9 protein-coding genes are annotated in these 13,108 nt (G+C 66.3%); 5 read left to right on the top strand and 4 right to left on the bottom strand.

What is annotated here, in order from left to right:
* Nucleotides 1-4: 4 nt before the first annotated feature.
* Nucleotides 5-2,761 (bottom strand): ATP-dependent helicase, encoded by a 2,757-nt coding sequence (locus N6C22_RS13780; RefSeq protein WP_261651693.1) that lies wholly within the window; start codon nucleotides 2,759-2,761, stop codon nucleotides 5-7.
* A 97-nt stretch (nucleotides 2,762-2,858) separates the two neighbouring features.
* Here N6C22_RS13780 and N6C22_RS13775 point away from each other — a divergent pair, with 97 nt between their 5' ends.
* From N6C22_RS13775 to N6C22_RS13760, 4 genes are all read left to right on the top strand, one after another.
* Entirely contained in the window at nucleotides 2,859-3,689 is an 831-nt protein-coding gene (locus tag N6C22_RS13775; protein ID WP_261651692.1) for a HEAT repeat domain-containing protein, read from the top strand.
* A gap of 49 nt (nucleotides 3,690-3,738) precedes the next feature.
* Nucleotides 3,739-4,473 carry an MBL fold metallo-hydrolase gene (locus N6C22_RS13770; protein ID WP_261651691.1) on the top strand — a complete coding sequence of 245 codons (735 nt, stop codon included), beginning with the start codon at nucleotides 3,739-3,741 and terminating at the stop codon, nucleotides 4,471-4,473.
* 151 nt (nucleotides 4,474-4,624) lie between these two features.
* On the top strand, nucleotides 4,625-8,449 hold the full coding sequence (locus tag N6C22_RS13765) for an MMPL family transporter (protein ID WP_261651690.1): 3,825 nt from the start codon (nucleotides 4,625-4,627) through the stop codon (nucleotides 8,447-8,449).
* Nucleotides 8,446-9,228, top strand: a complete 783-nt coding sequence (locus tag N6C22_RS13760) for a TrmB family transcriptional regulator (RefSeq protein WP_261651689.1) — start codon at nucleotides 8,446-8,448, stop codon at nucleotides 9,226-9,228. The genes N6C22_RS13765 and N6C22_RS13760 overlap by 4 nt, the downstream gene beginning before the upstream one ends.
* 314 nt (nucleotides 9,229-9,542) lie before the next feature.
* On the opposite strand, the gene N6C22_RS13755 is transcribed toward N6C22_RS13760, so the two are convergent.
* The 3 genes from N6C22_RS13755 to N6C22_RS13745 form a co-directional block, all read right to left on the bottom strand.
* Entirely contained in the window at nucleotides 9,543-10,589 is a 1,047-nt protein-coding gene (locus N6C22_RS13755; RefSeq protein ID WP_261651688.1) for a prohibitin family protein, read from the bottom strand.
* A gap of 68 nt (nucleotides 10,590-10,657) precedes the next feature.
* Nucleotides 10,658-11,725 carry an mRNA surveillance protein pelota gene (locus N6C22_RS13750; protein ID WP_261651687.1) on the bottom strand — a complete coding sequence of 356 codons (1,068 nt, stop codon included), beginning with the start codon at nucleotides 11,723-11,725 and terminating at the stop codon, nucleotides 10,658-10,660.
* A gap of 40 nt (nucleotides 11,726-11,765) precedes the next feature.
* Entirely contained in the window at nucleotides 11,766-12,476 is a 711-nt protein-coding gene (locus N6C22_RS13745) for a DUF4013 domain-containing protein (RefSeq protein ID WP_261651686.1), read from the bottom strand.
* A 167-nt stretch (nucleotides 12,477-12,643) separates the two neighbouring features.
* Between N6C22_RS13745 and N6C22_RS13740 the strand changes: the two genes are divergently transcribed.
* Nucleotides 12,644-13,093, top strand: coding sequence for a DUF4870 domain-containing protein (locus N6C22_RS13740; RefSeq protein WP_261651685.1), 450 nt, complete (start codon nucleotides 12,644-12,646; stop codon nucleotides 13,091-13,093).
* Nucleotides 13,094-13,108: the final 15 nt, after the last annotated feature.

Here is a 13,108-nt window from a genome sequence, read left to right as displayed (position 1 = left end):
ACCCTCACTCCTCCCCGCCCGCCATTGCCCCCGTGAGAGATTCGTCCCCGATCTCGTCGAGGACCCGCTCGTGGAACTCCTGTAAGGCCGCGCTCTCGTCCTCGGCCAGCACCACGTCGCTCGCCATGAGCGTCGCCAGCCCGAACGCCCGGGGCGTCGGAGACTCGACCCGGGTGTGGGTCACGTCGAGTTGCCCGGCCTCGATGGCCCGGACGACCTCCTCGATGCCCGCGACGTTGAGCTTGTCCTCCAGTATCTCCCGGTAGGTCTCCTCGATGACCGCGAAGTCGTCGAGGTCCTCGGCGAACCCGAGCAGCATCTCGCTGGAGACCTGCTGTTGTTTCGCCGACTTCTCGTACCCCTTGTACCGCTTGAGTATCATCAGGGCGCGGGTCGCGTTGATGCGGAAGTATCGCTGGAGCAGTTCCGTATCGCCGAGGCTCTGGCGGAGCAGCTCGCGAACCTCGGTGGCGTCGAGTGACTCCACGAGGCCGACCACGTCCACCTTCCGGTTCAGGGGCATCGACAGCACGAACCCGTTGTCGGCGACGCTCAGGCCCACGTTCGCGTTGGTCTCCTGGGCGCACCGGTAGGCGAGCAACCGCGAGAAGCCGTCGTTGAACCGCCGGCCGTACGTCGAGTGGACGTAGTACTGGCGCTTGTACTCCTGGCGGTCTATCTCCTCCTCGATGGCGAGCCGGGAATCCGTACTCAGGCTCTCCGGGCCCGTATATCGAATCTGCTCGTCGAACATCCGCGCGATGGCCCGGACGCTGTTGTCGTCGAGGGGGAAGTTGCGGAGCCAGTGGCGGACCGCGGCCGCGCCGCCCCGTTCGTGTTTCGCGAGCAGGTCGCCCTGGAAGCTGGCGAGTTCCTTCCCGAGGTCGTACGAGAGCGGGAGGCGTTCCGAATACCACGAGGGCACGGTGGGGGCGGCGCTGGTTGGGTCGACGTACACCTTCGACCCTCTCCGGTAGCGGAACTCGAAGTTGCGCCCGCCGAGGACGAACACGTCGCCGGGTTCGAGGGTGTCGAGGTAGTTCTCGTCGAGCTGGCCGACCCACTCGTTGTCGGCCCGGGTGAACACCTCGCAGGTGAACGAGTCCGGGATAGTCCCGATGTTGGTCATGTAGATGACCCGGGCGAGGCGCCCCCGCTTGCCCACCAGGGTCTCCCCGACGGGGAAGTCCTCGTAGTGGTACTCGCCGTCGGGCGGGTCGTTCTCGTCGCGCCAGATCTTCGCGTAGACGTTGCGGTCCTCCAGCCCCTCGTAGTCCGCCGTGAGGTACCGGACGAGCTGGGCCCAGTCCTCGTCGGTGTACTCGCGATAGGGCCACGCCGACCGCAGGATGTCGAGAATCTCCTCTTCGGGACGGACCTCCGCGATGGCCATCCCGTACACGTGCTGGGTGGCCACGTCCTGCGGTTTCTCGGGAATCGCGACCGAGTCGACGAAGCCCTCTTGGGCTTTCTTGAGCATGACGGCACACTCGACCAGTTCGTCGCGGTCGAGCGCGAACACCCTCCCCGTGACGGTCTGGCCGACGCGGTGGCCCGCCCGGCCGACGCGCTGGAGCAGCGATGCCACGGACTTCGGGGAGCCGACCTGCACCACCAGGTCGACGTGGGGCATGTCGATACCCAGCTCGAGGCTGGTCGAGGTGGTGACGACATCGAGGTCGCCGTCTTTCAGCTTGCCCTCGATGCCTTCGCGCACGTCCTTCGACATGCTCCCGTGGTGGCAGCCGGAGTTCTCCTCGTCGTAGCCGGGGTAGTCCTCGCGGAGTCGCTGGAGGACGCGTTCGGCTCCCGAGCGCGTGTTCGTGAAGACGAGGGTGTTGGTGTGGTCCTGTATCAGTTCGTGCAGCTGGTCGTAGAACCGGCCGGTGACGACCTGTCCCGGTGTGTCGATGAGGTCGTCGGTGGGACACCGGAGTTCGAGGTCGAACTCGCGGGCGAAGCGAGTATCGACGATCTCGTACTCGCGAGGGTCGCCGTCGTCCTGGCCGACGAGGAACTCGGCGACCTGGTCCAGTGGCTCGATTGTCGCCGAACAGCCGATTCGCGTCGGCGAGTCGTGCGTGAGCGCCTCCAGTCGCTCCAGCGACACCGAGAGGTGGGTGCCGCGCTTGGAGGCCGCCAGCGAGTGGATCTCGTCGACGACGACGTACTCGATAGTTCGTAATTTCTCGCGGAACTTCGGGGAATCGAGCAGGATGGCCAGCGTCTCCGGGGTCGTATTGAGGATGTGCGGCGTCTCCTTCAGCATCTTCTGGCGCTCGTTGCTGTCGGTGTCGCCGTGGCGGATGGCGTGGCGTATCTCGCCGACTGGCTCCCCGCGCTCGGTTGCGATGTCGCGGATTCCCTCCAGTGGCTCCGTGAGGTTCCGGTGGATGTCGTTGGCGAGTGACTTGAGAGGAGAGACGTAGAGGCAGTACACGGAGTTCTCCAGCCCGTCGTCCTGCTCGCGCTCGCGGGCGAACAGTTCGTTCAGGATGGCCGTGAAGCTCGCCAGCGTCTTGCCAGACCCGGTCGGCGAACAGATGAGGGAGTTCTCGCCCTCGTGGATGAGGGGGATGGCCTCCTTCTGGGGTGGCGTGAAGAACCCCTCGTTCTCGGCGGCGAACTCGCCGAACTGCTCGACCCACCAGCTGCGGACCGCCGGGTCCAGCATGTCGAGGACGTGCTCGTCGTCGAGGGGGACCGTCTCCGGGTCGCCCTCGAACCCCTCGGTCTCGGCGAGCAGCGCTCTCCCGTCCATTGGCGGGGTCTCGGGGTTGCGTATGCAAGTGCCTTTGCCCTCGGGGGCACGCCACGGTAGGCGAACGGATTTGCCTATGGGACTCGTCATGTCGTGTATGGGAGGGGAGAACGGCGAGCCGGAGGAGCGGTCGCCGAGTCCGGAGTGGAGCGCACTTGCGGGGGAGACCGCTCGCGTGCCACGAGCGACCATCGTCGACGAGTGGGAGGCCTGCGTCGAGGCACTGGAGACGGACTCACAGCGGAGCGTGGCGGTCCTTCGGGGTGTGGCTGCACTCGCCGCCGAGGAACCCGACGCGGTCGAACACACCATCGTCGACGTGGCCCCCTACGCGTCCTCGGGTGCGACCAACGTCCGCCAGCAGGCGACCCTCGTGCTGGCACGCCTGGCCGAACACCATCCGGGCTCGGTGGCGATAGCGGTCGACCAGCTCGGGGTGACCGTCGCGAACGCGCCGGACCTGCCGAGCCGGCGTCGGGCGACCACGGCGCTGGCCCGACTCGCGAGAACGGAGCCCGAGGCGGTCGCTCGCGTCGCCGACCGGCTCGTCCCGCAACTGGAGAGCGACGACGACTTCCTGCGAGAGGATGCCGCGCTCGCACTGGGTCGGATAACACACCGCGGCACCTTGCCGGTCGACCTCGACCTGGACGTGGACGACCTGCTCCCGCTGTACGTGGCCGCGCTGGGAGCGCAGTTCCGCCGGGCTGTCCGGGTTGACGCCCTCGACGACTGCCTCGCCGTCGGCGAGGAACTCGACGACCTGCTGGCGAGCGTCACCGGCTGTGAGGGCCTGCGGGACACGCTCACGGTCATCCTCGATGCGGTCGATACGGCGGCTGCCCACGGCGGTGTCGCACCCGAGCCACTCAGGGACCGGGTCGCGGCGGTCGCCGAGCGCGCCGAGCGCGTGACCGAGGAACGATAGCGCTCGGCGGAGCGTCAGGGCTTTCCCGGTGGCCGACGCGCTCTCAGCCATGCGAGTCACCTTCCTCGGGACCGGGAGCGCGATGCCTACCGGCGACCGGTTCCAGACCGGTATCCTGCTCGAAGACGACGAGCCGTTGCTGGTCGACTGCGGCAGTGGCGTGTTGCACCGCCTCGCGCGGACGAACGTCGGCTACGAGGGCGTCGAGACGGTCCTGCTCACGCACCACCATCTCGACCACGTCTCCGACCTCATGGCGCTGCTGAAGGCGCGCTGGCTGGCGGGGGAGGAGACCCTCGAAGTCGTCGGTCCAGCAGGCACGCAGGACCTGGTCGACGGCCTGCTGGACGTCCACGACTACCTGCAGGGGCGCGTCGACCTGACGGTGCGCGAGGTCGGCCCGGACGAACCCTTCTCCGTGGCCGGGTTCGACGTGGAGGCGTTCGAGACCCGCCACTCGATGGCCTGTCTGGCGTACCGATTCGACGACCGGTTCGTCTTCTCGGGCGACAGCGAGGCGTTCCGCGAGCTGACCGACTTCGCGAACGAGGCCGCCGTCCTGGCCCACGATTGCTCGTTCCCCGACGGTATCGACGTGTCGAACCATCCGACGCCGTCACAGCTCGGGGAGTCGCTGGCGGGGTGCGACATCGGCCGCGTCTACCTCACGCACCTCTACCCGCACACCGTCGGCGAACACGGCGACATGCTCGACGCCATCGAAGCGTCCTACGACGGCGACGTGCGGTTCGCCGAGGACATGCTGTCGCTGACCATCGAGTAGCGAAACGTCTTCGCCGTTCTCGAGAGTTTATTCAAGGGTCGTATGGCAGTAGATTTATGAGAGGTTGGTTGTTAGTAGTTTCATAACAACACAACTGTCGTATGAGTAGTCAACACAGCAGAGCCGGTTCCGGCATGCAGGTGATCCCCGCATGACGGCCCTCGACCGGCTTTCTGACGGAATCACGTCGCACAGTCGCATCGTCATCGTGATCATGCTCGTCCTCACGGTCGTCATCGGGGCGGGCGCGGCCCAGGTGAGCTCGGACTCTGGCCTCAGCCAGTTCGAGAGCGACTCGCCGGAGGCGAAGGCGTCCGACTACATCAGCGAGAACTTCTCGTCAGGTGACCAGGACACACAGATAACACAGGTCATCGTCAGGAACGAAGGGACCGACGGGAACGTCCTGACGAGAGAGTCCCTGCTCCGGTCGCTCGAATACCAGCAACAGATTCGAGCGAACGACACCATCAACGACACCTTCATCGAGGAGAACGCCATCATCGGCGTCTCCAACATCGTCGCCATCGCAGCCATCACGCAGGAACAGGCCGGTGAGCTACAGGCTCGCGGGGCCCAGCTCCAGCAGCGACGGCAGGAACTCCAGCAACAACAAGCACAGCTGAACGAGTCCTTCGCGGAGTTCGAGGCCGACAGGGCGGCACTCGAACAGCGGAGCCAGACGCTCAACACGACCGTCGACCTGCTGAAGGCCGGACTCACCGAACTCCGGGAGAACCCCGACGCGAGCATCCGGACCCAGTTCGAGCAGGTCAAGGCGAACACCTCGGTCCGGCTGAACGAGACGCAGTACCGGACGTTCAAGCAGGCGGCCGAGGACCTCCGGAGCGCACAGAACCAGTCCGAGATAGAGGAGGCGTACACCCTCGGGACCCAGGGCGTCCTGCGGGCGGAGTTCGCCGACCTCCAGCAGCAGAGCCAGGAACTCCAGGACCGCGGCCAGGAGCTCCAGCAGCAGGCCGACCAGCTGGAACAGGAGGGCCAGGAACTCCAGGAAGCCTTCCAGGAACTGCAGGCCGACCAGCAGGCACTCCAGGAGTCGGGCTCGCCCTCGCTGGCCGAGCAGATCGACCAGCTCGAGTCGATGAACGCGTCCGAGGTCGACGAGGTCCTCGGAATCGTCCTCGCAGAGCCGGACGATGGCAACGGCGGGTCGCCGTTCGCGGGCCAGGCACTCCAGCTGATGGAGAAGAACTACGAGCCGGGCTCGACCACGGCGAGCGCCCGGATGATGATCATCCAGCAGCAGACCCAGATAGACAGCGACATCCAGAGCAGTGACTCGGTCGCTGACCGGACCATCCAGACCCAACTGGAGATGCAGGACCTCGCCCAGGCCGCATCCAGTGGGAGCGGTGACGAGTACATCGTCTTCGGCTTCGGTGTCATCTCACAGGAGATCGACCAGTCGCTGTCGGACTCGCTGGCGATCGTCGGACCGTTCGCACTCCTGTTCGTCGTCGTGACGCTCGTCGTCGCCTACCGCGACCTCCTCGACATCGCGCTCGGGCTGGTCGGCATCTTCGCCGCGCTCATGTGGACGTTCGGCATGATGGGCTACCTGAACATCGCGTTCAACCAGATCATGATCGCGGTCCCGGTGTTGCTCATCGGGCTGTCCATCGACTACGCCATCCACATCTTCATGCGCCATCGCGAGGAGCGCCTGGACGACAACACCCCGAGTGACGTGCGCGGCTCCATGCAGTACGCGCTGGCCGGCGTCGGCATCGCCCTCGTCTGGGTGACCGCGACGACGGTCATCGGGTTCCTCTCGAACCTGACCAGTCCGCTCTCGGCGATTGCGGACTTCGGTATCGTCTCCTCGTGGGGTATCGTCTCGGCACTCGCCATCTTCGGCGCGTTCATCCCCGCGCTGAAGGTCGAGGCGGACGAGTTGCTGGAGGGCTTCGGCTTCGACCGCAAGAAGCGCGCCTTCGGGACCGGTGGCGGTCGGTTCAGCCAGGCCCTCAAGGTCGGCTCCGTGCTCGCGAAGAAAGCCCCCATCGTCGTCATCCTCGTCGCGCTCACCATCTCTGCGGCAGGTGCCTACGGCGGGAGCCAGGTCGACACCTCGTTCTCGCAGGAGGACTTCATCGCGGGCGAACCGCCGTCGTGGATGTACGAACTGCCCGAGCCACTGAAGCCGGGCGAGTACAGCGCGAAGCAGAACCTCGACTACGTCAACGACCACTTCCAGCGCGAGGACTCCCAGGCACAGGTGTTGATACGAGGCGGGGCGACGGACCCACAGACGTTACAGGCGCTCGATGCAACCAAACAGCGCATCGATGCGGGTGACTACGACACCCCGTTCGCCGGCGCGAGCGGGACGGTGAACATGCGCTCGCCGCTGACCGTCATGGCCCAGGTCGCCGCGGAGAACGAGACGTTCAACCAGACGTTCACCGCCGCCGACACCGACGGTGACGGCGTGCCCGACGAGAACGTCACCGGTGTGTACGACCAGCTGTTCGAGGTCGCACCAGGGGAAGCTGCCGGCGTCATCCACCAGACCGAGGACGGCTCCTACGTCGCGATGCGACTCGTGGTGCCGATCAAAGGTGGCGCAGGGACCGGTGAAACGACCACCGAGATGCGCGCCATCGCCAGCGACGTGCAGGACTCCGCGTCCCTCGATGATGCAGCCGTCATCGCGACCGGCTCGCCCATCGTGAACGAGATCGTCCAGAACGACCTGCTCGAGACGGTCATCCAGAGCCTCGTCATCACGCTCATCGCGGTGTTCGCGTTCCTGATGATCGCGTACCGCATCACGGAGGGAAGCGCGACCCTCGGTATCGTCACCCTGCTGCCCGTCGCCCTCTCGGTGGCGTGGATTCTCGGGACGATGTACGTCATCGGCATGCCGTTCAACGTCCTGACGGGGATGATCACGAGCCTGACCGTCGGGCTCGGGGTCGCCTACAGCATCCACGTCTCCGAGCGGTTCAACCTCGAACTGGGCCGCCGCGAGGACCAGTGGGAGGCGATGGACACGACCATCACCGGAACCGGTGGTGCACTGCTCGGCTCCGCGGCCACCACGGTCGGTGGCTTCGGCGTGCTGAGTTTCGCCATCTTCCCGGCACTGCAACAGTTCGGCGTCATCACCGCGCTCACCATCATCTACGCGTTCCTCGCGAGCGTGCTGGTGCTGCCGAGCCTGCTCGTCGTCTGGCACCGCTACGTCGGCGGCACCGACGACATGGTGCAGATAGAGCAGGAGGCCGTCCCGGCAGGTGCCGACGACGGCCCGACGACGGTCGACGCGACGCCCAACGGCGGCGTGGCGGCCGACCCCGAGGAATCGAGCACGGACGACGCCGGCGAGTGGACGCCGCTCGTCTCCGAAGAGTCTGATGCGGCCACCGAGCAGCCGGCCGACGCTGGCGAACCGGCGAGCATGCCGACCATCCGTGGGACCCGCGAGGTCTCCGACGAGACGCCGACGCCCGGCAGCGAGTTCACCGCGTCCCTCACCATCCCCGACGCGGAGGGGCGCGTCATGCTCTCCGAACGGGTGCCCGGCACCGGTGGCGAGGTCTCGGAACTCTCGCCGACGCCGACCTCGTACTCGATGGTCGGCCGCCGGCTGTACGTCCTGTGGGAGCTGGACCAGCCGACCGACCTCTCGCTCTCGTACTTCGCCGGCGTGCCGGCGGATGCGAAGGCGGGCAAGCGACTCGCGTTCGAGTCGACGCTCCGGACCTCGGCTGGTGACGGCACCATCGAGGGCCCGTCCGAGTTGACGGTGATGACGCCGTTCCTCCGCGAGGTGCTCGACGCACCGGTCACGCAGGCGACCCTCGACGAAGCCAGCCAGAAGGCCCGCGACGGGAAGCTCACCCGTGAGGAGCTGGAGGTCCTCTACGACCGCTGGCTCGACGGCGACGACGACCTCGGTGCGGAATCGACGACCCAACACGACGGAGGTGCTGGCTTCCAGTCATGACTGCAAACGAAGACGAGGCCATCGACTCCCTGGAACGTCTCGGGCTCACCAGCTACGAGGCCAAGGTGTTCATCGCACTGCAGAAGCTCGGGACCGGTACCGCCCGGGAGGTCTCCCGGGTGGCGGACGTGCCACGCTCGCAGGTATACAGCGTGACAGAGGGCCTGGAGGAGCGCGGACTCATCGAGGTCCAGCAGTCCAGCCCGATGCAGTACCGGCCGGTCAGCACCGACGAGGCGCGCTCGATGCTGCGAGAGCGCTTCGAACGCGAGTCCGACCAGGCGTTCGACTACGTCGAGACGGTGCGAGAACAGTTCGGTGACGACCAGGAGGAACAGGAGGCCATCTGGACCATCCGCGGTCGCGAACGCATCTCCGACCGCGCGGCCGACCTCATCCGGCGTGCCGACGAGTCGGTGGCCTACGCCGCGGCCTCGCCCGAGCTCGTCACCGAAGACATCACCGAGGCGCTCCGCGCGTGTGCCGACCGCGGCCTCGAGACGGCCGTGCTGAGCGAAGAACCCGCGGTCCGCGAGCTGTTCGCAGACGAGCCCGGTATCAGGACCGACGAACCCGCAAATCCACACAAGGGTGCCCCCGACGAGGGTGGCCCCTGCCGGGGCGTGTTCGTCGACGACGACGCGTTGCTGTTGAGCGTCGTCGGCCACGGGCAGGAACTGCCCGGCATCGACCGCGAGACCGCGTTCTGGAGCGAGGAGACGAACTTCGCGAAGATGCTCATCCAGCTGGCGAAATCGGCGGGCGGCCCGGTCGAGTAAGCCCAGCCGCCACCGGTCCAGCGAGCGATTCTTTCGAGAGGAGTGTAGCGTTGCGCCGAGCTATTCGACCAGTGGTATCACACGAAGGGATGGGTAGGGGTGGCGGAAAGGGGGTGGTGGAAAGGGGGTGGGGGTGGATGGCGGAAGGCGTTCGAGCGGAACGCGAGGACCGTCAGGGCACGAGTGGGGGCTGTGATTCGGTTGGCACGGTTGTGGGATGCTGACTGGCCTGTGCGACTGCCGCATCTACTGCTATCGACTGGTCGCTATTGGAGTTGCACCCAACGAGAATAGGGTCGGTCGGGGCGGGGTGCTCAGCCGACCACGACCCGCGGGAGGTCGAGCGTCGCGGAATCGAGCAACGTCGGGTCGACGCCCGCGATGTCGCGCTGTGAGACGACCCGCGAGGAGTTGTTCGTGGTGTTCGTGTTCCCGTTCGGTGCATCGACCTCGCGCGTCAGCGTGAGCCCGGAGTCAGAGGGGATGTAGACCGTGTTCGGGTTCGTCCGGAGCGCCTCGATGTAGCGCAGTTGCAATATCTCGGGGTTCTCGCGAAGTGCCTCGCCCTTGATCTTGATCTGCTCCGCCTCGGCCTCGGCCTCGATGACCGCCCGTTCTTTCTCCTTCTTCTCTATCTCTATCTCCGTCTCCTTCTTCTCCAGTCGCTTCTCGGTCGCCTGCTTCTCGTTGATGGCCTCGACGACCTTCGGCGGGAGCTGGACGTTCCGTATCTGGACGGTCTCCAGTTCGACCCCGTTGGTCCCGAACTCCGTGCTCAACTGGGAGTTGATGCAGGTGCGGAACTTGTCGCGGTCGGTCGAGTATATCTGGAGGCCCTCGTACTCGGCAGCACAGCTCCGGACCGCGGACCGGGAGGTCGGCCGAACGATCTTCCGGTTGATCTCCTCGTTCGAGGTGCCGACCGTCGAGTAGATGGCGTCGACCTCGTTCGGGACGACGTGGTACCTGACCGTGACGTCGATATCGAGCTCCATCCCCTCCGAGGAGAGTGCCGTGATGGAGTCGTCGCGGTTCGACTTCGCGCCCTCACCGGAGGAGGAACTCATCGTGTACTCCTGGGTCCGGACGTCGTAGTGGTGTGCACCGTCGAGGACGGGGATCTTCAGGTGCCAGCCGGGGCCGTACACGCCGACGACCTTGCCCTGGCTCGTGTGGACGGCCCGTGTCCCTTCGTCGACCGTGACGATACCGCCGAAGATGAACGCGACGAGGACGACGACCAGCAAGAGCAGTGTGATGCCCGCGATAGCGATGACGAGGCCACGTCGGCCGTCACCGCCCCCGCCACTGCTGCTGGACCCGCCGCCACCGAAGTCGATGTCGAGATCGTCAGAACTCATGGGTGGCTCTCACTGCGGGTCGGACGACCAATTGGTTTTCTATTCCATGTTCTCGAAAATAGGACAGGTCAGTCGAGTCGATACCGGAGGAGCGCCGCGATTCCGCCGAGGTTCTTCAGCTGCTGGCCCGGTGGGAACTCGCTGGAGAAGACGGTTATCTCGCCGCCCTTGCGTTCGACGTTCGTGATGAGGTCGTTCACGTCGAGGTCCCACTCGCCGTCGGGGCCGCGCTCCTCGCGGAGTTTCTCGTCGAGGACGAGCAACCGGTCGATAGCGCCGTAGTCGGCGGCCTTCGCGACCGATTCCGGCCCGTACGCGGCCTCGTGGCCGGTGGCGATTCGCGTGGTCAACTCGTCGATGTACTCGGCCTCCTCGGCGATGCGAGTCTCGCGCTGGACGTCCTCGACCGCGCCGCGTTTCAGGACCTCGTGGACGCCCCGGTCACCGACCGAGGCCGTATCGACCACGGTCGTCTTCTCAGCGACCTCGGGGTGGTTCTGCTCGATGTACTTGAACGCGTCCTGCTTGGTGAAGCCAGGACCGGCGAGGATGACGGCGTCGACGTCCATCCGGGCCAGTGCCTGGGCGAGTTCTGCGAACAGCTCCGAGCGCCCGCGGGCGTACTCACCCTTCCCGGTCGTCCCCGTGAACGAGCCGCGGTCCTCGGTGCCGTACTGGGCGACGGTGTGGATGTGCGCCTCGCCCTCCTCGACGGTCGCGATGGCCACGTCGGGGTTGTCGGCGGACTCTTCCGCTTCGGAGAGGCGGTCGAGCTGGTCCGGCTTCCAGATCTTCTCGACCTCTATCTCGTCGTGTTCCTCGACGTTGAGCGTGTGGTGCAGCCCGAGCTGGTCCTCGCGGGAACAGCGCTCGATGGTTCCCGACACCCGGAGCCGGTTCGCGAACTTGTGGAACTCCACCTCCTCGACACCCAACGTGATGTGCATGTGCTCGCGTTCGCCGCCGGTGTCGCGCAGCTGCTCGTCGTCGCGCTGGATACGTCGCGTCGTGTCGCCGGCGACGAGGTCACCGGGCTCGAGGACGTACTGCAGGTGCCACAGGTCGTCGATGGTCTCCGGAACGAGCGTGATGCGTTCCGTGCGCCCGTCGACCTGCACCCGGTTCTTTATCTGCATATGCCCGAGTCCGGCCTGGGGTCGTACATGCCTTTCCTTTCTACCGGACCACCCGCCCGTAGCCCACCCCGACCAGCCGCGCGGCGACCTGGCTGGTGTACACCGTGACGGCCAGCGCGAGGAGTCCCTCGACCCCGCGGCCCGCGAGGACGACACCGAACAGGGTCGCACCGAGGCCGCCGACGGTGAACGCGACGACCCAGGTCAGGAAGTACGCGCTGTGGCGGTAGACGTAGCCACGGCCGCGCGGGTCCAGAGCAGTGACGAGTGGCTCCCCGTCGGCCAGTGCCGCGAATGCCCCCGGGTAGAGGTAGACGATAGCGAGGGCGAGACAGAGGGTGACGGTCGTCCCGAGGACGAAGAGCGCGCCACCGCCACCCGAAACGTCTGCCGGTGAGAGGGAACCGGCACCGCGGACGGTGACGAGGAGGACGGCGGTCGGAACGGAGAGATAGATGCCGGTCACGGCCGCGGTGCGAACGCCATCGCGGGCCAACTCGCGGAGCGACCGGGCCGGGGGGAGCTCTGTCGCGCCCTCGATGGTCGTGGCGACGAGCCTGTGGCAGTAGCCCGCCCAGAGGACGAGTGGGACGACAGCAAGCAGCGCCGGGACCAGCGAGAGCGCGCTGGGATACAGGCCGACCGCGAACCGGGCGAGGAGGGATGCGGTGAGGCCGAACCCGGCGAGGGCTGCCCACACACTCCTGGCGTCGGGCCCACGGAACGGGTACCGGAACGTGTCGAGGAGCACTCAGGGCACACCTCGTCGGGTGGGCGTACGGGTCATGATTCGCGGTCGAACCCGGAGTCGCAAGTGCCTGCTGGTTCGGATTCTGACACGGGAAACCCGACGTTATCGACGTTTCATGGTCTGAAACGCACGCATAGCTATATACCTCAAAGGTGTGATACACCCACATGGCAACTGATGATATCACCGCTGACCCCGTAGCCACGGCAGACAGTTCCGTAACCACCGACTCGACCACGCACACGCCATCGGAGACCAGCCTCGGCGTCGACGAGAACGTCGCGGGCGCACTCGCGTACGTGTTCGGCGTCATCTCCGGCGCGATCGTGTTCGTCCTCGAATCGGAGAACGAGTTCGTGCGGTTCCACGCCGCGCAGTCCATCGTCCTCTCCATCGCGATATTCGTGGCGGCGTTCGCCCTCACGCTGGTGAACGTCGTACTCACGTTCGCCATCGGCGGGCTCCTCGGTGGCCTCATCTCGCTCGTGCTCTCGCTCGTCGGGCTCGTCTTCGGGTTCGCCGCGTTCGGCATCTGGGTGTACATGCTGGTCCGGACGTACCAGGGTCGGTCCATCCGGCTGCCGGTCGTCTCCGGCATCGCCGACAGTCTGGTCTGAAAACGACGCGACGAA

Source organism: Haloarchaeobius sp. HME9146, assembly GCF_025399835.1.
GTDB lineage: Archaea > Halobacteriota > Halobacteria > Halobacteriales > Natrialbaceae > Haloarchaeobius.
This window is presented reverse-complemented; position numbering and strand designations above follow the sequence as displayed.

Bases quoted from the DNA above. Each gene is read 5' to 3' on its own strand.
- N6C22_RS13780 (WP_261651693.1), bottom strand. From the start codon at position 2,761: ATGGACGGGAGAGCGCTGCTCGCCGAGACCGAGGGGTTCGAGGGCGAC.
- N6C22_RS13775 (WP_261651692.1), top strand. From the start codon at position 2,859: ATGGGAGGGGAGAACGGCGAGCCGGAGGAGCGGTCGCCGAGTCCGGAG.
- N6C22_RS13770 (WP_261651691.1), top strand. From the start codon at position 3,739: ATGCGAGTCACCTTCCTCGGGACCGGGAGCGCGATGCCTACCGGCGAC.
- N6C22_RS13765 (WP_261651690.1), top strand. From the start codon at position 4,625: ATGACGGCCCTCGACCGGCTTTCTGACGGAATCACGTCGCACAGTCGC.
- N6C22_RS13760 (WP_261651689.1), top strand. From the start codon at position 8,446: ATGACTGCAAACGAAGACGAGGCCATCGACTCCCTGGAACGTCTCGGG.
- N6C22_RS13755 (WP_261651688.1), bottom strand. From the start codon at position 10,589: ATGAGTTCTGACGATCTCGACATCGACTTCGGTGGCGGCGGGTCCAGC.
- N6C22_RS13750 (WP_261651687.1), bottom strand. From the start codon at position 11,725: ATGCAGATAAAGAACCGGGTGCAGGTCGACGGGCGCACGGAACGCATC.
- N6C22_RS13740 (WP_261651685.1), top strand. From the start codon at position 12,644: ATGGCAACTGATGATATCACCGCTGACCCCGTAGCCACGGCAGACAGT.